Origin of the sequence: Marinobacter sp. (assembly GCF_048266785.1) — a bacterium.
Taxonomy (GTDB): Bacteria; Pseudomonadota; Gammaproteobacteria; order Pseudomonadales; family Oleiphilaceae; genus Marinobacter.
In genome coordinates this window covers 47,217-65,876 of the sequence record NZ_JBLWYX010000008.1, presented here as the reverse complement: position 1 = coordinate 65,876, position 18,660 = coordinate 47,217, and the positions used below count along the sequence as shown (strand labels likewise).

The 18,660-nt window shown below is 55.7% G+C and carries 15 protein-coding genes; 9 read left to right on the top strand and 6 right to left on the bottom strand.

Features of this window, described 5'->3' with window-relative positions; genetic code table 11:
• Positions 1-84: 84 nt before the first annotated feature.
• Entirely contained in the window at positions 85-1,410 is a 1,326-nt protein-coding gene (locus ACN0V1_RS12640; protein WP_417545334.1) for a class I SAM-dependent methyltransferase, read from the top strand.
• Positions 1,411-1,421: 11 nt separating this feature from the next.
• Positions 1,422-2,546, top strand: coding sequence for an NAD(P)/FAD-dependent oxidoreductase (locus tag ACN0V1_RS12635; RefSeq protein ID WP_417545333.1), 1,125 nt, complete (start codon positions 1,422-1,424; stop codon positions 2,544-2,546).
• 65 nt (positions 2,547-2,611) lie between these two features.
• On the opposite strand, the gene ACN0V1_RS12630 is transcribed toward ACN0V1_RS12635, so the two are convergent.
• Complete coding sequence (locus tag ACN0V1_RS12630) at positions 2,612-3,085, bottom strand: Dps family protein (protein ID WP_417545332.1); 474 nt, start codon at positions 3,083-3,085, stop codon at positions 2,612-2,614.
• A gap of 121 nt (positions 3,086-3,206) precedes the next feature.
• Positions 3,207-4,649, bottom strand: a complete 1,443-nt coding sequence (locus ACN0V1_RS12625; protein ID WP_417545331.1) for a dihydrolipoyl dehydrogenase — start codon at positions 4,647-4,649, stop codon at positions 3,207-3,209.
• A gap of 238 nt (positions 4,650-4,887) precedes the next feature.
• Here ACN0V1_RS12625 and ACN0V1_RS12620 point away from each other — a divergent pair, with 238 nt between their 5' ends.
• The gene (locus ACN0V1_RS12620; RefSeq protein WP_417545330.1) at positions 4,888-5,559 is read left to right on the top strand and encodes a LysE family transporter; all 672 of its coding nucleotides are present in this window, start codon (positions 4,888-4,890) and stop codon (positions 5,557-5,559) included.
• Here the strand turns inward: ACN0V1_RS12620 and ACN0V1_RS12615 are convergent.
• A complete protein-coding gene (locus tag ACN0V1_RS12615) occupies positions 5,504-6,556 on the bottom strand; it encodes a 3-deoxy-7-phosphoheptulonate synthase (protein ID WP_417545329.1) in 1,053 nt (350 codons plus the stop codon). The two genes, ACN0V1_RS12620 and ACN0V1_RS12615, sit on opposite strands and share 56 nt — an antisense overlap.
• Before the next feature lie 363 nt (positions 6,557-6,919).
• On the opposite strand from ACN0V1_RS12615, the gene ACN0V1_RS12610 reads away from it, so the two are divergent.
• The gene (locus tag ACN0V1_RS12610) at positions 6,920-7,708 is read left to right on the top strand and encodes a secretin (RefSeq protein ID WP_417545328.1); all 789 of its coding nucleotides are present in this window, start codon (positions 6,920-6,922) and stop codon (positions 7,706-7,708) included.
• A gap of 3 nt (positions 7,709-7,711) precedes the next feature.
• Here ACN0V1_RS12610 and ACN0V1_RS12605 read toward each other — a convergent pair whose 3' ends face one another.
• Positions 7,712-8,209, bottom strand: a complete 498-nt coding sequence (locus ACN0V1_RS12605; protein WP_417545327.1) for a molecular chaperone DnaJ — start codon at positions 8,207-8,209, stop codon at positions 7,712-7,714.
• A gap of 253 nt (positions 8,210-8,462) precedes the next feature.
• Here ACN0V1_RS12605 and ACN0V1_RS12600 point away from each other — a divergent pair, with 253 nt between their 5' ends.
• Together ACN0V1_RS12600 and ACN0V1_RS12595 are read left to right on the top strand one after the other, a co-directional pair.
• Positions 8,463-9,578, top strand: a complete 1,116-nt coding sequence (locus ACN0V1_RS12600) for an efflux RND transporter periplasmic adaptor subunit (protein ID WP_417545326.1) — start codon at positions 8,463-8,465, stop codon at positions 9,576-9,578.
• Positions 9,578-12,655, top strand: a complete 3,078-nt coding sequence (locus ACN0V1_RS12595) for an efflux RND transporter permease subunit (RefSeq protein WP_417545325.1) — start codon at positions 9,578-9,580, stop codon at positions 12,653-12,655. The genes ACN0V1_RS12600 and ACN0V1_RS12595 overlap by 1 nt, the downstream gene beginning before the upstream one ends.
• Before the next feature lie 78 nt (positions 12,656-12,733).
• Here ACN0V1_RS12595 and ACN0V1_RS12590 read toward each other — a convergent pair whose 3' ends face one another.
• The gene (locus tag ACN0V1_RS12590; protein ID WP_417545324.1) at positions 12,734-13,423 is read right to left on the bottom strand and encodes a helix-turn-helix domain-containing protein; all 690 of its coding nucleotides are present in this window, start codon (positions 13,421-13,423) and stop codon (positions 12,734-12,736) included.
• 411 nt (positions 13,424-13,834) lie between these two features.
• Entirely contained in the window at positions 13,835-15,523 is a 1,689-nt protein-coding gene (locus ACN0V1_RS12585; protein ID WP_417545323.1) for a putative bifunctional diguanylate cyclase/phosphodiesterase, read from the bottom strand.
• 498 nt (positions 15,524-16,021) lie between these two features.
• On the opposite strand from ACN0V1_RS12585, the gene ACN0V1_RS12580 reads away from it, so the two are divergent.
• From ACN0V1_RS12580 to ACN0V1_RS12570, 3 genes are all read left to right on the top strand, one after another.
• Positions 16,022-16,336 (top strand): DUF3301 domain-containing protein, encoded by a 315-nt coding sequence (locus tag ACN0V1_RS12580; protein ID WP_417545322.1) that lies wholly within the window; start codon positions 16,022-16,024, stop codon positions 16,334-16,336.
• Between the two features lie 126 nt (positions 16,337-16,462).
• Positions 16,463-17,758: a pyridoxal phosphate-dependent aminotransferase gene (locus ACN0V1_RS12575; protein WP_417545321.1), complete on the top strand. Its 1,296-nt coding sequence runs from the start codon at positions 16,463-16,465 to the stop codon at positions 17,756-17,758.
• Between the two features lie 56 nt (positions 17,759-17,814).
• The gene (locus ACN0V1_RS12570; RefSeq protein ID WP_417545320.1) at positions 17,815-18,639 is read left to right on the top strand and encodes an inositol monophosphatase family protein; all 825 of its coding nucleotides are present in this window, start codon (positions 17,815-17,817) and stop codon (positions 18,637-18,639) included.
• Positions 18,640-18,660 lie beyond the last annotated feature (21 nt).

Below are 18,660 nucleotides of genomic sequence, written 5' to 3'. Positions count from 1 at the left end.
CTCAGACGGGTATTCGGGACCAGCCTTGGCGTGCAGACGCCAGCCTCGACAGCAATGTCAGGGTAAAAAAAGGGAGCAGAATCCGTGAATCAAAAAAGCGCCCGGAAAAGTATCAAGCGCACCGGGCTTGATGTGCAGTCCAACAAATCTCATATCCTGAACCTGCCCTTGCAGGACACTCATGTAGGCCGGGCGCCTCATACCTATGAACGCTGGCTGGTTGCCAAGCTGGTGCGCATGGCAGGGTCTCCCCCAATTCGTTTCCGGCTATGGAACAACGACGTGATTGAGCCCCATGAGCAGCCGGCCCGGTTTACCCTGCACCTCACTGATCCAAAAGCTCTTTACACGCTGGTCACCAACCCCAACCTGGCCTTTGGCGACCTTTACAGCGCCGGTCGCCTGGGTATCGAGGGCGATCTGCCCGATCTGATGGAAGCGCTCTACCGGGCCATTCATCACGCCCGTCAGAAATGGCCACGATGGCTTGAAGCCCTTTGGCGAAACCACGCTCCCCGCTCCACAGGTCCGTCGGAAGCACAGGAAAACATTCATCACCATTATGATCTGGGCAACGATTTCTATCGGCTCTGGCTCGACCAAGCCGAAATGCAGTACACCTGCGCCTATTACGAACGGCCGGATTTGAGCCTGGAGCAGGCTCAACTGGCAAAGCTGGAGCACGTGTGCAGAAAGCTCCGGCTTGAACCCGGCATGACGGTGGTTGAAGCGGGATGCGGCTGGGGCGGGCTGGCGCGTTACATGGCACGAAATTACGGAGTAAAGGTCCACGCCTATAATATTTCCCGTGAACAGGTCACTTACGCCCGCGAGCAAGCCCGTAACCAGGGTCTGGATACCCTGGTTGACTATATTGAGGACGATTACCGCAACATTCAGGGCCAATACGATGCGTTCGTCTCGGTTGGTATGCTGGAGCATGTAGGGAAGGAGAATTACCTCGCGCTGTCACAGCTGATCAAGCGCTCACTGAATCCGCATGGCATTGCGCTCATTCACAGTATTGGCCGCAACCGACCCATGCTGATGAACGCCTGGATTGAGAAGCGCATATTCCCCGGGGCTTATCCACCCAGCATTGGAGAAATCATGGCGCTGTGTGAGCACGGCGATTTTTCCGTTATCGACGTGGAAAATCTCCGGCTCCATTACGCCCGCACCCTGAGCGCCTGGATGGAGCGCTTTAATGCAGCGGAAGCGGCAGTCTCTACCATGTACGACGAGCACTTTACCCGAGCTTGGCGCATGTATCTTGCTGGTTCCATTGCCGCCTTCCGGGCGGGGTCACTGCAGCTTTTCCAGGTTGTGTTTACCCACGGCGATAACAACCAGTTGCCTGCGACCCGGCAGGATCTCTACAACTTTCCCGCCGCGCCCGACGACACCTGAGGTTACTGCACATGGAAGCTTACGATCTGATTATCGTTGGGGCCGGCCCGGCAGGATCCACCCTGGCAAAGGCCCTTGAAGGCAGCGGAAAACGCGCGCTACTGATCGATAAACAGACTTTTCCCCGAGATAAGACCTGTGCAGGCTGGGTTACGCCCAGCGTTATGGAAACCTTGAAGATTGATCTCACAGACTACGGAAATGGCCGCACCCTTCAACCCATAAGGCGCTTCCGGATTGGAATGATGGGGCAAGCAGCGGTTGAAAATAATCACGGTAGCGTGGTCAGCTATGGCATCCGGCGCTGTGAGTTTGATGACTTCCTGCTGGGCCGCACAAACACCCCCAGGCAACTCGGCATTCCGGTCAAAAACATCACACGGAAAGACGGTAACTGGCTGGTTAACGATACCTGGTCAGCGCCCTTTCTGGTCGGCGCCGGTGGCCATTTCTGCCCGGTAGCCAGGCAGATTGGCGATGGCCCGGGAGGTCATGAAACCATTGTGGCTGCCAAAGAGGTAGAGTTCGAAATGACTCACGAGCAGGCAAGAGCCTGCAAAGCCCGCGGAGACACGCCGGAGCTTTGGTTTTGTCGGGATCTCAAAGGCTATGCCTGGGTCTTTCGCAAGGGCAACTACCTGAACGTTGGCCTTGGGCGGGAAGACAACCAAAAGCTGAGCACGCATTTACAGGACTTTGTGGCAACTATGAAGTCCACCGGTCGCATTCCTGAGGATCTGCCCGATCGCTTTAAAGGTCATGCCTATTTGCTCTACGATCACGCAGGGCGACCGCTGGTAGACGATGGCCTGTTGCTGATTGGTGATGCTGCGGGGCTTGCCTATACCAAAAGCGGAGAAGGTATTCGCCCGGCTATTGAATCGGCTTTGCTGGCTGCTGATGTGATCCGGCAGGCAGCGGATTTTTCTGCCACCTCCCTGCAAGTATACGGTGACGCCATAGCGGAGCGATTTGGCCATCGCGGATCCGTAACAGAGGAAAATTTTCAGATACCGGACTGGATCAGAATGCCACTGGCGAGCACCTTGATGCGGTCCCACTGGTTCACGCGCAAAGTGGTGACTGAAAAGTGGTTTCTGCATCAGGAGGTACCGGTTCTGGCAGCAGGTACCTAATGCACAGCATTTTGTTCAGATATAATAAGGGCGGCCAATTGGCCGCCCGATAAACATTTCAGGGCTTAGTGGCCCAGGTAACTGCGATACATCCAGACCGTTTTTTCCTGCTGGGATATGTAATCGCTCATCAGCGCAACGGTACCCTCATCACTCGCATCGCCGGCAAGGCGCAGCAAGTCCCGCTGCTTGCCAATCAACTTGGCAAAACTGTCGACTATGTTGTTCATGGCTGTTTTGCCATCAGCAACGTCTTTCTGCTCAGGGATTTCCGAGCGCTCAATGTAAGTGCTGTAAGCATGCGAAGGGCGGTGCCCCAAGGTAAGAACACGCTCTGCAATTTCATCAATCTTGAGCAGCAGGTCGTCGTACAACTCCTCAAATTTCACATGAAGCTCAAAGAAATTATCGCCCTTGATGTTCCAGTGATAACCGCGCACGTTCATGTAAAAAATCTGATAGTTAGACAGCAAATCGTTAAGAGAATCGGCCAGTTCTACGGTTTTTTCCTTATCCAGACCAATAAAATTCTTACTCATTGTATGCCTCCTTCGTGGCTGTAAGTTCCAAACTGGAGCCAATATAACGAAGGCCCCGGGTATCCGTGAAGTTGGGTTTTCCCATGCCTGTCATAGCGCGGATCAATCTCCGGCGAAAAGCCTATACGCCAGGGCCACAGTCGGTGCAGTCACCCTCGGGAACCGGCCCTATGTTGAGGTTTCGGTTCAGGTCTCTCAGTGCCGTTCTCACGCCCTCTTCAATTACCGGATGATAAAACGGCATTTCCAGCATTTCACTGACCGTCAACCGACGTTGCGCTGACCAGGCCAACAGGTGGGCTATGTGCTCGGCTGCCGGGCCAAACATCTCGGCACCCATGAACAGCCCGCTACCATGCTCGCCGTATACCCGAAGCAAGCCGCTGTTTTTGCCAATCACCCGGCTACGGCCCTGATCCTCAAACGATACCTCGCCTACTGCGAAGCGGCCGCCACAGCGCTTATCCACCTCATCAATAGTCAAACCCACACTGGCTATTTGGGGGTCAGTAAACACAACTGCAAGGGGCGTGCTCCTCAGGCCCACGCGAACGTCCGGGTAAGACGCCGCATTATTCCCGGCAATCCGTCCTTCGTCTGCGGCTTCGTGCAACAGCGGCAAATTGTTGTTGGCATCACCGGCAATAAAAATATGGGTCTGGCCGCAGCGCAACGTGTGTGGGTCGAACAAAGGCAGGCCTTTTTCATCCAGCTCAATATCGGCATTCTGGATATCCAGGTTGTCCACGTTGGGCCGGCGCCCGGTGGCCGCGAGCAGGTACTCGAATGTTTCGGTTTTTTCTCCGGCGCTGCCGTCGATAAAGGTAACAGCCACCCCACCATCCACTCGCTCAACCCGCTTTACGTCGCCATCCGGGTCCAACGGAAACTCTTCGTTAAAGCGCTTGAGTGCATATTCGCGAATACTGTCGTCCTGGATCGGCCCAACGGCGCCTCCCACTCCGAACATTCTTACGCGAACACCAAGACGGCTGAGTGCCTGCCCCAGCTCCAGCCCGATCACACCCGGTCCGAAAACCACTACCGACGCCGGCAGATCCTGCCATTCAAATATATCGTCATTCACCACCAAGCGGTCTTTCGCTTCTTTCAGAAAGCCGGGAATATTAGGGCGGGAACCGGTTGCGATAATAATCCGCTGGGCGCGGATCTCAGTTTCGTTGTCGATAATGAGGTGACTGGGGCCGGCGAAGCGGGCATGGCCTTTGATCCGGTGCTCTTCGGGAAACTCTTCCACCGAGCGAACAACCGAAGCGACAAACCGGTCACGCTCCGAGCGCACTCGTGCCATGACTCGCTTACCGTCCACTGAAATCTTGCCCGCAGACACTCCGAACAGGTCTGCCTGTGCCACCTGCCAGGCGCTGTCTGCTGCTGCAAGCAGAAGTTTGCTTGGCATACAGCCCACTCTCGCACACGTAGTACCGTAATGGTCGCCTTCAATCAGCACGACCTTATCTGTGACTTTTCGCACACGATTATAGGCTACCATTCCTGCCGTCCCTGCACCGATAATGGCTACATCAACTTCTCGCTTATCCATAAAACAGTCTCCAGAGCGATATTCCCGAGAGCCGGGAACCTTGGTGAATCGATAAATCCTGTATATGCCAGTATAGAGGCCGGAATTGTTTAATGTGGTACGCGAAAAAACCGGCGGTTGGATTTATGCTGACAGGCTTACAAAGATTCTGACAATCTCTGAGTTCTTATCCATAGGCCTTTACACCTAAACACGATACAACCAAGCCCAAATACAAAGAATAAAGAGAAACGTGCATATGAACAGTTACTGGCCGGAATTTCTCACTGTGGCATTGATACACCTTCTGGCGGTTGCCAGCCCGGGGCCAGACTTTGCGGTGATGCTCCGGCAGGCACTGTGTCAGAGTCGGAAAAACGCACTGCTCACAGCATTCGGTATTGGCGCAGGCATTCTGGTGCACGTGAGCTATTCACTGCTGGGCATTGGTCTGATTATCCAGCAGTCCATTCTGCTGTTCACCATACTCAAGATTACCGGCGCCCTGTACCTTACGTGGATCGCTGTGCAGTGCCTGAGAGCCCGGGCAGCTGGCGTTTATGTGGATACCAAAACAGGCACCCTGCAGTCGGGCTTCGCCGCCCTGCGGCTGGGCTTTTTGACCAATGCTCTTAACCCGAAGGCTACACTGTTCTTTGTTTCGCTGTTTTCGGTAGTGATCAGCCCGGGTACACCCGTGGCCATCCAGGCCGGCTACGGCGCTTATATGGCGCTGGCGACAGGGCTCTGGTTCACTTTGGTTGCCGTGTTTTTCACCCTGCCCGCCGTGCGCAGAGGTTTTAACCGCTTCGGCCACTGGCTCGATCGACTGATGGGCGGGGCGTTGCTACTGTTAGCAGGCCATCTCCTGCTCTCTACAGTGAGCGGAGCAGAGCCTCTGTCTGATCCCAGCCCAGGCACGGGTCGGTAATAGAGCAGCCGTACCGCAGGTCATCGCCGTCGTCCTGTCGGCCAGCTTCCAGGAAGCTTTCCAGCATCAAACCACGAATACCAGCGCTACCCGCCCGCTTCTGCCGCATGACTTCACGCGCCACATCGATCTGCCGTTCCGCCTGCTTGCAGGCGTTATCGTGACTGCAATCTACCATGATTGCAGCGCACAACCCTGAACCAGACAGGCTATGCGTAGCGTGCTGAATGCTCAGCTCGTCGTAATTGGTAAGGTCCCGGCCACCACGTAGCACAAGATGAGTGTCCGGATTGCCGCGGGTGCTGACCATAACCGGTGCGCCATTGCTGGAAACGCCCAGATGATGATGCGGGTGCGCTCCCGACTTCATGGCATTAATCGCAACGCTGATCCCGCCGTCGGTGCCATTTTTGAACCCGGCCGGCATGGGCAAGCCGCTGACCATTTCACGGTGGATCTGGGACTCGGTTGTGCGGGCTCCAATCGCAGTCCAGCTCACCAGGTCACCGAGATAATCCATAGCGAAAGGGCTCAAAGCTTCTGTGGCCAGAGGTAGCCCCATCTCGGCGAGATTCAGGAGCAAACGACGTGAGCGCAGCAAGCCTTCGTTAAGATCGCCGGTTCCTGTGCGCTCTGGATCGTATAGCAAACCCTTCCAGCCTATCGTGGTTCTCGGCTTTTCTAGGTAAGCGCGCATGACAATCAGAAAACGGTCACTGACTTCCTCTGCCAGTGCCTTGAGTTTTTCGCCATACTCCAGCGCGGCTACCTCGTCATGAATTGAGCAGGGCCCGACCACAATCAAAGTGCGATCATCCGAGCCGTGCAGAAGGTTCCGGATCGCTTGCCGGTGCCTGTCCACCTGCCGGGCAAGCGGTTCGTCGACTGGCAAGCACTGTCGCAATTCAGACGGCGTTGGCAGTGCCGTTTCCTGCCTGTGCGTTGCAGCGGCACTCCGAATCTGGCTCTCTCCGGCTGTTTTCAAAGGCATGTTCATATCTGTGTTCCCGTTTCCCTGCGTCAGAATCTAAAAAGCCCCGGCTGGGCTACCAGTCGGGGCTTTCTGAGTCCGACGGCAGCCTGGTTTTCCCCGGGCTGCCATCCTCGTTATTCGTTTGGTGAAGATGTTATGGGCGGCCCTGGGACTGGCTAAAATAAAAGCCATAACCAAGCCACCAAAAAAACACAGCAGCGACTGCCGCCACCGGCTTTTGGCCGAAAGCTTGCAGAACATTCAATTGACAGATCGCTTGTGTCGTCTTCATGCTTATCAATATACCCCCCGGGTTTTCAACTTGGCAACCCGTAAACCGGACTTTTAGCAAACTAACCGGACTTTTCGGGACAATGGGATCCAGAAATGACACTGAATCGACAGCCTTACCGTTCCCTGCTCCTGTTCATCCTCGTGTTGGCACTCACCGCCGCCACGGGTTCTGCACACGCTGAGTCCCGGGCTTACCAGCTCAACAATCGACCCGGTGCCGATGTGGCCGTTCAGGTGCGCGAGCTTTATCAGGGCGAGCCAGTATCTGTCACCGCCCGCGGGCAACAGCTCGTCGTTCGCGGCAACCAACAATTGCTGGATGAAATCGGCACCCTGGTTGAAACTCTGGACGTAGCACCGGCTCAGCTACGGATAACTGTCAGGTCTCAGAAGGATATCGGCGGCAAACGTTCCGGCGGCGGCATTACAACAACACGAAACGAACTCGGCGTAACCGTGGAGCGCAGGGTCACGAGCACCGGTGGCTCACAGGAGCGAAGCCTGTTGGTTATGGATGGTCAGTCCGCTCATATTACATCCGGCCAGGTGCGGACATTGCCTTTCGCGGTGCGCGGAGGCAGAAACCCTGCAGCCATCTTTGAGCACGTGGAAACACGCAGTGGGTTTGTGGTCACCCCGCAGGTGATTTCAGACCGGGCTGTGGAGTTGAACATTGTGTCTTTTGATGCAGACCCTGCAGAACTGGAAGGCTATGAAACCCAAGCGGTGGTGACCATTCGCCGGGTAGAGCCCGGCCAATGGGTGTCTCTGGGCAGCACATCAACCCAGTCCACCAGCAGGCAGTCTGGTATCGCCTACAGCGTTAACAGTAGCCGGTCAGACAACCGGAGTTTCGAAGTGAAGGTCGACGTTATTCACTGAAGCTCACGCTCTGTTGCGCAGCAATACGCTTTTGGCCTCGTTAATCTTTGCAGCAAGATAATCGCTCCCGCCTCTATCTGGATGCATTTTTTGCATCAGGCGGCGGTGAGCCATAACAATGTCTTCCCGGGAACACGCTGTCGTCACGCCCAGAATCTCGCAGGCCTCGCGCTCAGACATATCATTGCTGTGCACCTGACCGTGTTGCTGCTGGCCTGATCCATCCGGGCTGGCACCCTCCGTACCAGAAAAAAAGCCCTTCAGCCCAGGCACAAACCGGGCAATCTCTGGCAGCCTGCGCAACAGCGGAATCAGTGCCGCCACAGCCGCTGTCAGCACGTGCACGCGGCCGGTCAGGACCATAAACACCAGCAAGGCACCACCAACAACAAGAACGACTTTCCAGGTTGCGGCCTTCTTTCTTTTTGCTGACAATCCGCCCCATTGCTTCAGAACCACAAAGACGGCGACCGTCAACGCGATTCCCAATATCCAGTGCATGGTTGATCCTTTAGTAAGGTAAGATCGTAATTCTGGCATCTGAACTGGCGATAATGCCAGCGACAAGTACCTACAAACCGGTGACAACTGCACCCTGAATTTTGTAGGATGCTATGCTTTGTCGTTGATCAATAATTTCCGCATCCATACAGTCTGTTGTTATGCACCGCCCCGGCGAGGAAACACAGCAAGCCTGTTTCTTCACTACTCGATGCAAACCCCGGACCAGACAGAGATTTCCAGGACCTGAACTATGCGCACTGCTTCCCGCTTCCTGATCGCAATCATCTTCCTTGGCGTGGTGCTTGGTGGCATCTTTGGCTACAAGTTTTACCAGTTCGGACAAATGGAAGAACAAATGTCCCAACCCCAGCCGCCTGCACAAATATCCGCAACCGAAGCTCGCACTGAGAGCTGGACACCTTCCATAAAAGCTGTGGGTAGCATCAAGGCCATCAACGGCATTGAGGTCGCCAACGAGGTTCCTGGCGTTATTGAAAACATTAACTTCGAATCCGGTGACCTCGTCAAGCAGGGTGACATCCTCATTCGCCTTAATACCGACATTGATGAAGCCGCTGTACGCACGCGCCGAGCAGAGGCCCACCTGGCTGAACAAGAGTTCAAACGTATCTCTGACCTGCTGCCACGGCGAGCTGTTTCCCAGTCCCAATACGACGAATCCAAGGCGAATTTCGACGCCGCACGTGCCCGCGTTAATGAAGCAGACGCTCAGCTTAGCAAGAAAGTGATCCGCGCACCGTTCGATGGCACCCTCGGGATTCGCATGGTGGATCAGGGGGAATACATTGCCACAGGCACGCCGATTGTTGAAATCAACATGCTCAACCCGATTTATGTGGACTACACCCTGTCCGAGAAGAACCTGCAAGACGTTGACCGTGGCTATTCTGTCGTCACGACCGTTGCCGCTGTTCCCGAGCAGGAGTTCAAGGGCAAGGTCAGCGCCATCAACACCTCGGTGAACCCGGAAACGCGCACCGTGCGCATTCGCGCTACGCTGGACAACCCGGAGAACCTGCTGCGACCGGGTATGTTTGCAACCATACTGACCAAACAGCCAGACGATAACGAAGTTGTTACCATTCCCCGCACCGCCATTTCCTACAACACCTACGGGGATTTCGTGTTTGCCATCGAGGAAAATGAAGAAGGCGATCTGATTGTCAATCGCCGCACCATTACCGCAGGCCAAACGCGGGATAAGCGGGTTGCTATTCTCTCCGGTCTTGAAGCAGGCGAGAAAGTCGTTTCCAAAGGATTGCTGAGACTTCGTGCCGGACAGAAGGTCACCATTCAGGATGGGGACAAGGGCGAAGAAAAGCAGCCGCAGGAGGCATCTGAGTAATGCGATTCACCGACATTTTCATCCATCGTCCCGTACTGGCGACGGTGGTCAGCCTTCTTATCCTGTTGCTCGGTGCCCGGGCCGCCATGGAAATGGAAATCCGGCAATACCCGGAGCTTGAGAGCACCACGGTTACGGTCACAACGGCCTACCCTGGAGCCAGTTCAGACTTGATAAAAGGCTTTATCACCACGCCCCTGCAACAGGCTATTGCTGAAGCCAGCGGCATCGACTACCTGACATCCACCAGCTCTCAGGGCACGTCGACCATTGAAGCCAAGATGGTCCTGAACTACGACGCTAACGCTGCGTTAGCCGAAATCCAGGCAAAGGTAGCGAGCCAGCGCAACGTTCTCCCAACGGAGGCGCAGGATCCGGTTATAACCTCTACTACCGGTGATTCAACGGCGCTGATGTACATCGCATTTTACAGTTCGGAGATGGCTGTTCCACAAATCACCGACTACCTGACCCGCGTGGTGCAGCCCAGACTGCAGGCCCTCTCCGGCGTTGGTAAGGCAGAACTGCTTGGCCGCAAATTTGCCTTGCGGGTCTGGCTCGACCCGGAACGCCTGGCAGCCGTGGACATGACGCCTCAGGAAGTGGTTGCCAAGCTGCGCGCCAACAACTATCAGGCCGCCGTTGGCAATACCAAAGGTGCCTACACAGAAATCAGCATGACCAGCGATACCGATGTGGCGGACCCGGATGAGTTCCGCAATCTGGTGGTCAAGCAGGCGAACGAAACCCAGATCCGGCTCCAGGACATTGCCCGGGTAGAACTGGGATCGGAAACTTACAGCGCGCTGGCCCTCTACAAGGGCCAGCCGGCGACTTACGTTGCAATCGAACTGGCACCCGGCGCTAACCCACTGACGGTGGCAGCCCTGGTAAAAGGTGATCTTCCGGATATCGAAAGCCAGCTGCCGGGCGATCTGAACGTGCGCCTGGCCTACGACGCATCTGACTTTATTGACGATTCTATAAACGAGGTTATTCGCACTCTCCTCGAAGCCATGGGCATCGTACTCGTGGTGGTATTCCTCAGTCTCGGCTCGATCCGTGCTTCCATCGTACCCTCCGTTGCGGTTCCGCTGTCGCTGATTGGCGGTGCCTTTTTCATGCTGATGTTCGGGTTCTCCCTGAACCTGCTTACGCTGCTATCCATGGTGCTGGCCATCGGGCTGGTGGTAGACGATGCCATCATCATGGTGGAGAACGTGCACCGACATATCGAACAAGGCAAATCGCGGTTTGACGCTGCCTTGCACGGCGCACGGGAAATGGCCGTGCCCATTATTGCCATGACCACAACGCTGGTGGCGGTCTATGCACCTATCGGTTTTATGGGTGGCCTTGTTGGCTCTCTGTTTACCGAGTTTGCATTTACGCTTGCCGGCACGGTGGTAATCTCAGGCATCGTTGCACTTACGCTTTCTCCCATGTTGGCCGCCAAGGTTCTCAAGCCCCACGGTAACCCGGGCAAATTCGAGGCCCTGGTAGAGCGCGCGTTCGCCGGCCTTGCTTCGGGCTACAAGGCCGCGCTCGGCTCACTGATGCAAACCAAGTCCGTGGTGGTATTTTTTGCGCTGGTTGTACTGAGCTCCATCTACTTCATGGCAATGATGAGCCAGAACGAACTGGCACCCACAGAGGACCAGGGTATCCTGTTCTACCAAGGCCTCGGGCCGCAAACATCCACCCTGGATTATCTGCTTGAGCATGGCGACGAAGTTCAGCAGCGTATGGCTTCTGTACCCGGCTACGCCGAAGATTTCATGATTGTTGGCATCACCGCACCCAACGCCGTATTCGGTGGTTTCAAGATGGAGCCGTGGAGCGAGCGGGAGGTGACCCAGTTTGACGTCCAACCCCAGTTCGACGCCGAGCTCAAGAAAGTAACGGGCCTGCAGACAGCCGTTTTCCCACGGCCATCCTTACCCGGGTCAGGAGGCGGTCTGCCGTTCCAGTTTGTGATCACTACAGGTAGCAGCTATGAACAACTTGATCAGGTAGCGGATGAATTGCTGGGTAAAGCTATGGCCAGCGGCAACTTCATGTTTTTGCAAAAATCCATTAACTTCGACCGCCCGGTGACACGCATCAACGTGGATCGCGACAGGGTCGCCGATCTGGGGCTTTCCATGCAGGACGTAGGGCAGGCGCTCTCCAGCATGCTTGGCGGTGGATACATTAACCGCTTCAGCATGGAAGGCCGGTCTTATCAGGTAATCCCGCAGGTAGACCAGAAGTTTCGGCTGGATGAACAAGCGCTGAACGATTACTACATCCGCGCAGGCAACGGCACACTGGTACCGCTGGGCAGCGTAGTGAGCTTCAGCCACGATGTAGAGCCTTCAAGCCGTACACAGTTCAACCAGCAAAACTCTCTTACCCTGCAAGGGGTCATAATGCCGGGTGTAGCGGCGGGGACCGCCATGGACTTTGTGGAGCAGACCGCAGACGAGGTGTTCCCCCAAGGTTTCACCTACGATTACACCGGCCAGAGCCGGCAGCTGGCCAACCAGGGCAGCGCTCTGGTGGTAACCTTCTTCCTGTCGCTGTTGGTTATCTATCTGGTGCTCGCGGCGCAGTTCGAAAGCTGGCGCGACCCGTTTATCATTCTGATCTCAGTCCCCATGTCGGTGGCCGGCGCGATGGCGTTTATTGTGCTCGGCTTCGCCACCATGAACATCTACACGCAGGTAGGCCTGATCACACTGATCGGGGTTGTATCCAAGAACGGCATACTGATCGTGGAGTTTGCCAACCAGCTGCAGAAAGACCGGGGGCTGAATAAAGTGGATGCCGTTATTGAGGCAGCGGCGATTCGTCTACGACCAATTCTCATGACCTCCCTGGCCTTGATCTTCGCTATGGTGCCACTGCTGATCGCCTCCGGCCCCGGCGCAGAAAGCCGCTTTGCCATCGGCCTGACCATCAGTGCCGGTCTGGGCATTGGCACCCTGTTCACCGTGTTCGTATTGCCAGCGTTCTATATTTTGCTGGCTCGCGATCACAACCAGGAACAACAGGAACAGGACGCCCTCCCCGAAACGGTGCCGACCAACTCATAACTTGTCACCGTCAGACGTAAGGGCCCGGCTAGCTTTTTGGCTAGTCGGGCCCTTTTTTATGCTTCAGTCCTGTACCGACTATTCACAAGACGCCTCATCAGCATTAGCCTCAGCCCCGCACAAAAGCTGACGACATCGGATCGTCTTGCTGGGCAGCTCGCCGAAATGCTCCCGATACAGCGCAGCGAACCGTCCCAGGTGGGAAAATCCTTCGTCCGCTGCATACCGGGAGATATGAGGCTCACCGGCCTGGTAATCCACCAGCCGTTGCCGCACTCGTATAAGACGCTGACGCTGGTAAAACCGATAGGGTGTCATCCCTATCCCCTCTTTCAGCAGATAATAAAGATTTCGTTCGCTGACACCGGAGTAACTGGCAAGCTCCTGCAGATTAAACTCCCATGACGGGTTCTCTTCAATTTTGTCTATAGCCCGCAGCAGGCGCCGATCCGGAGGCGCCACATCCCGGATAACGGGTATCTGACCGCCAGACTCCAACTTTGCCAACTGACCAAAAAGCTCGCGTGTAAGTGCCTTGGCATGGGTGTCGTCGACGTAGAATCTGATGTTTTCGAGGTAACGTTTGATCAAGGGCGCCATGGCCGGCAACTGATGAACCCCGGGCGACGGGCTCACAGCGAACGGCTCGTGGGCCGGCTTCATGATTACCAGCTGGCTATTTTCTGCGAGCCTGAGATCAAAGGCGTCATTCGGGCGAACCCAGGTCGGCACATCCAGTAACTGCCACCCGATGCCAGCCGATGACATTGACACGTCTCCGCCTGAAGCAAATAGCAGCAGGAGGGCAGATGCACTGCAATGGCTTATGTCCACCCCTTGGATGGCATGCAGGCAGATAACTCCTCCTGCGTTTGTGGTCAGCTCGGCCACTCCCCCCACTGGCCCGAGATTCTGGTGTGGTCTGCACTGGGTAATTGAAAGGCCGGATACCAACCCAATAGCCCGGAGCCAAGGATTACAGCGCGCCCGGTCGAGACGAAGATAAGCTTCCATCTCGGATTTTAATTGTGCATCTCGGATTTTAATTGTGTATCTCGCATAAATTCAGCACATTAATGACTTGGCGCACGTTTCCTGATGCACATTGTTCATGTCAATCTAGTGCAATCGGTCGCGAGCTCATGGCCAGATTTTGCAAATCACTCGAACGGCAAGCCCTCACTTCATCACGTATTGATATGGATCAACCAAGACCGCCTTTACCCGTTGCCAAGGCTGAGGCTTGGCCATCAGGAATCCCTGGCCACGCTGGCACCCCAATTGGCAAAGCTCCCGATACTGGGCTTGGGTTTCAATACCCTCAGCCACGACCTCCAGCTCCAGCGCCTCCGCAATCCCCAGAATGGCTGACACAATCCGTGAGTCACGATTCTTCGTACCCAGGCCGCCGATAAACTGTCGATCTATTTTGAGTACCTGTACCGGCAGGTTCTGCACATAAGCCAGGGATGAGTAGCCGGTTCCAAAGTCATCAATGGCTATTGCCACGCCCTGATCGCGGAATTCCCTGAGGGTTTCCAGGCACTGGCTGGACAGATGCATAATGTGAGTTTCGGTGATTTCGATTTCTGGCAACCAGCCTATCTCGCGAATACGGTCAAACAGCGGGCCGATGGCGAGGCCCAGGCGGGCATCCGTGATCTGACGGGCAGATATGTTAATCGCTAACCGGAACTTGCCGGGCATGCTCGGCGGACCGTTTTGCAAGTCCGCCAGTATCCCGCGTACCAGTTGCTGCGTCAGTTCATGAATCTCGCCACGGCGCTCTGCAAGCGGCACAAAGTCAGCAGGCGATACCGATCCGAACTCCGGATGGTCCCAGCGCAACAAAGCCTCCATGCCCACTGCCCGCCCTGAGCCGAGGCCATACTGGGGCTGATACACGACATGAAATTCACCCGGCGAGGTTTTAAGAGATGCGGTCAAGGCCTCTGATAGCTGCTGCTCGCGACGCCCCTGTTCGTCATCTGCCTCGCTATATATGCGATAGCAGGCCCGGCCTGCCAGCTTTGCCGCATACATGGCACGATCTGCCTTCTGTAAGAGCTCCACACCGCTTTTCCCATGTACGGGGTAAACCACCGCTCCTATGGACGCAGAAAGAAAATACTCACGTTGACCGACAATAACCGGGGCCTGAAAGGCCTGGACCGTGCGCCGACAGACCTCATTCAGCTCATCACGCCCGGAAAGCTCGACAATGACGGCAAACTCGTCACCGGACAACCTGGCCACGATATCACCCTCGCGTACCACACTTTCAATACACATCGCTGCTTGTTTTAATACCCCGTCACCGCAGTCGTGCCCGTGCAGATCATTGATCGTCTTGAAAAAATCCAGATTAATAAACAAAATCCCGAAGCGATTATTACCCCTTGAATACTGGCTTACACGAGCCTTCAGAAACTCCTGAAACAACGACCGGTTGGGCAGGTCGGTAAGGGGGTCATAGTAGGCAAGTGAGGCCAGGCGCTCATCCGCACCGCCTCGCTCACCCATGTCCATAAAAATGCCGACGTAGGCCTGCCGCCCTTCATACTCCATGGGATAGATGCTGAGCCACTGTGGGTAGATTTCACCGCTTTTTTTCCGGTTCCAGACCAACCCTTCCCAACGCCCTTCGCTGGCCAGAGATTGCCACATGGCCTGATAGTATTCCGGTGCATGCAGCCCCGCGCTCAGAATCGAAGGCGGCGCACCCACCACATTATCGGGCTGGTAACCGGTAGCAGAGCAGAACATGCGGTTTACATAGGTAATTCTGGGCTCTTTGGTAGCGATCATGATGGCGCGTGGGTACTGATCCACCAAAGCTCTGAAATCTTGCTGTTGCTCAAACTGCATGAATGGCCTGCTCCCGTTGTCTCAGCCCGCGCCCATGGTCTACGCTCTACCAGCATACAAGGAAGCCAGCACTCATCTATCCATATCGCGCAAAACTTGGCTTCCGAAACGGAATAATAAATAAAAATGAACTCCAGTTCACCTTTTGCATTATATGGATATCATTCAACGCTCTTCCATCGCAAACTGACCAGCATCAGCTTCATTGATGTGCGTACAAAAACCGACAGATTTACAGGGCAAAATTACCGCCGCGAATGAAGCATTCCCGGAGGTTTCCGGTTATACCGCCAGGAATCAGAAGATCTCGGTGACAGCGTGGATCCGGCCCAACGGCTCACCAGCCCCTTCCTGAAAATGCTTTCTACCCGGCTACCATTGCCAAATCGGGCCTGAGCACAGGAAAAGCATAGCGATTCCCCGAACTCTCACAATAAGGTAGTCTGGTGCTCTGTCCTGTTATTCATTCCGGAATATCGCCGCTATCGTGTTGTTATCATGACTCTGGGAACGCTGTTCTGGCTCTTTGTTGCAGCCTTTTTCATCTGGTACTGGTGGCGCGCCAAGGCCATCAAGGACTCGGTGCTCCAGGCCACTCACCGCTACTGTAAAACCATGGACGTCATGCTGCTTGATGATGCCATCTATCTGCGAGGCATCTGGTTCAGACGGGATGATCAGGGCCAGATCCGCGTGTGGCGTCGTTTCATGTTTGATTTTACCTCCACCGGCGAGGAGCGATACAGCGGCCGGGTCATCATGCTCGGCTCCCGGATACTGCATATGGAGCTGGACCCACACCGCATCCCCTGAATTCCTGACGCGCTCTGTGCCCCGCACTAACTGCACGCTTCGGCAATCACCTATCCGCATAGCCCACACAGATATGTTTCGGTTTCCTATACTGTCCGGGCCACTCTCAACAAACAGACCGGGACAATGGATATCCACAACGACCAACGCTTTGCGATAAACCTGAACGTTCGAGGCATTCAGCCCTCCGCCACCCTGCGCATCAACGAGCTGAGCAATCAGCTTAAATCCGAAGGCAAGGACATCATCAAGCTCGGGCTGGGGCAGTCACCCTTCCCCGTTCCTGAGCGCGTAGTGGATGCGCTCAGGCAGCACGCCCACGAAAAAGACTACCTGCCCGTCAAAGGCCTCAAAAGCCTGCGTGAATCCATTGCCGGTTACATCAACCGCAGCGAGCGCATGCGGTGTACCTGGGAAGACGTACTGATTGGCCCCGGCTCCAAGGAGCTGCTGTTTATTCTGCAGCTGGCTTACTACGGCGACTTGCTGATTCCGCGCCCAAGCTGGGTTTCCTACGCCCCCCAGGCCCGCATAATCGGGCGCTCGGTGCACTGGCTACCCACGCACGCAGAGAACAACTGGCAGCTCACCGCAGAAGAACTGGACATCATTTGCCGGGATGATGTTTCACGCCCTCGCATCCTGATTCTCAACTATCCATCCAACCCGACCGGTTGCACCTATACGGACGACCAACTGCTGGCCATTGCCAACGTTGCCCGCAAATACCGGATCATCCTGCTTTCCGACGAGATCTATGGGGAAGTACACTTTGAAGGGAAGCATAAATCGATCGCACGCTACTACCCGGAAGGCACCATCATCAGCACCGGGCTTAGCAAATGGGCAGGTGCCGGTGGCTGGCGCTTGGGTACCTTCATCTTCCCGAAGGAACTGCGCCCCCTGCAGGACGCTATGGCGATCATCGCCAGCGAAACCTACACGGCCACCAGCGCGCCAATACAGCACGCGGCTATCACTGCCTTTAACGGCGGCGATGACATAGATGAGTACTTAAAACAGTCTCGCCGTGTTTTGAAGGTGGTTGGTGAGTATATGCACCGGCGCCTGAGCGAGATGGGCGCGGTTGTGCAGAAGCCCGAAGGCGCGTTCTACCTGTTCCCGAACTTCGACAGTTTCCGCGACCAGCTTGCAAAAAAAGACATCAAAACCAGCCAGGCTTTTTGTCAGTCGTTGCTGGAAAACACCGGCGTAGCCATCCTGCCCGCCAGCGACTTCGGCTTCGTGCCTGACCACCTGGGCGCGCGCCTGGCGTTCGTAGACTTCAACGGCGCTGAGTCCCTGCAACTGGCCGGCGGAGACTATGCCGATCAGGAACTGTCTGACGATTTTGTCGGCAAGGCATGCCCGCGCCTGGTGGAAGCAATGGACAAGATGGAGGCCTGGTTGAACAACCTTTGATATTGCCATGCTAGACTGGTGCCCTCACTCTTGGAAAGATTCGAACGGGGGGCACCATGTCTGATTCTGTTTTCCTTCGGGACATTACCGATTTCGCAGAAGATCTGGCCCGGGAGGCCGGAAAACTGATTCGCCGGGAGCGTGATCACAGCACCCTCCGTACTGACTACAAATACCAGGCCGAGCTGGTCACTCACGCTGACATCATGGCTGATGAATTCATCACCAGCGCCATCCAGAAGCGTTTCCCGGATCATCGCATCCTGTCTGAAGAAAACACACCGGATCTCAGCCAGGCCGAGAACCTCGAAACACCTCTTTGGATCGTTGACCCCATTGATGGCACGGTAAACTATGCCTATGGCCACCCGCAGGTCGCGGTGTCCATTGCCTACGCAGAAAACGGCCGCGTGCAGGCTGGCGTGGTACATGCGCCCTTCCCTGGCGAAACCTTCCGCGCCACCCGTGGCGATGGTGCCACACTCAACGGCGCTCCAATCCATCACAGCGATGCGACCGTTCCAAGGGATTCGCTCTTCGCAACCGGCTTCCCCTACACCAAAGACAACCTCGCCCCGCTGGTCAGCCGCCTGGACGCCATGATTCACCAATGCCGTGACCTGCGACGCATCGGCTCTGCGGCATTGGATATCTGCTGGGTAGCCTGCGGTCGGTTGGACATCTACTACGAAAACGTCAGCCCCTGGGATTTCGCCGCCGCCCGCCTGATCGCCCTGGAAGCCGGCGCCACAGCCGGTCACTTCAGCGAAGTTCCCGAGGATTACCCTGCCGACCTCTGGGGTCGCGACATTCTGATATCGGCACCTGCGATCTGGGAGCCTGTTCGTCAGATTCTTCGTTCTGCCTCTGGGTATGAGTGAGGCTTTGGCTTAGGGAGTTTT

What these genes read in the sequence shown, in the direction of transcription:
- ACN0V1_RS12585 (WP_417545323.1), bottom strand. Translation starts at nt 15,523, where the DNA reads ATGCAGTTTGAGCAACAGCAAGATTTCAGAGCTTTGGTGGATCAGTAC.
- ACN0V1_RS12580 (WP_417545322.1), top strand. Translation starts at nt 16,022, where the DNA reads ATGACTCTGGGAACGCTGTTCTGGCTCTTTGTTGCAGCCTTTTTCATC.
- ACN0V1_RS12610 (WP_417545328.1), top strand. Translation starts at nt 6,920, where the DNA reads ATGACACTGAATCGACAGCCTTACCGTTCCCTGCTCCTGTTCATCCTC.
- ACN0V1_RS12570 (WP_417545320.1), top strand. Translation starts at nt 17,815, where the DNA reads ATGTCTGATTCTGTTTTCCTTCGGGACATTACCGATTTCGCAGAAGAT.
- ACN0V1_RS12600 (WP_417545326.1), top strand. Translation starts at nt 8,463, where the DNA reads ATGCGCACTGCTTCCCGCTTCCTGATCGCAATCATCTTCCTTGGCGTG.
- ACN0V1_RS12595 (WP_417545325.1), top strand. Translation starts at nt 9,578, where the DNA reads ATGCGATTCACCGACATTTTCATCCATCGTCCCGTACTGGCGACGGTG.
- ACN0V1_RS12615 (WP_417545329.1), bottom strand. Translation starts at nt 6,556, where the DNA reads ATGAACATGCCTTTGAAAACAGCCGGAGAGAGCCAGATTCGGAGTGCC.
- ACN0V1_RS12630 (WP_417545332.1), bottom strand. Translation starts at nt 3,085, where the DNA reads ATGAGTAAGAATTTTATTGGTCTGGATAAGGAAAAAACCGTAGAACTG.
- ACN0V1_RS12635 (WP_417545333.1), top strand. Translation starts at nt 1,422, where the DNA reads ATGGAAGCTTACGATCTGATTATCGTTGGGGCCGGCCCGGCAGGATCC.
- ACN0V1_RS12625 (WP_417545331.1), bottom strand. Translation starts at nt 4,649, where the DNA reads ATGGATAAGCGAGAAGTTGATGTAGCCATTATCGGTGCAGGGACGGCA.
- ACN0V1_RS12590 (WP_417545324.1), bottom strand. Translation starts at nt 13,423, where the DNA reads ATGTCATCGGCTGGCATCGGGTGGCAGTTACTGGATGTGCCGACCTGG.
- ACN0V1_RS12575 (WP_417545321.1), top strand. Translation starts at nt 16,463, where the DNA reads ATGGATATCCACAACGACCAACGCTTTGCGATAAACCTGAACGTTCGA.
- ACN0V1_RS12605 (WP_417545327.1), bottom strand. Translation starts at nt 8,209, where the DNA reads ATGCACTGGATATTGGGAATCGCGTTGACGGTCGCCGTCTTTGTGGTT.
- ACN0V1_RS12620 (WP_417545330.1), top strand. Translation starts at nt 4,888, where the DNA reads ATGAACAGTTACTGGCCGGAATTTCTCACTGTGGCATTGATACACCTT.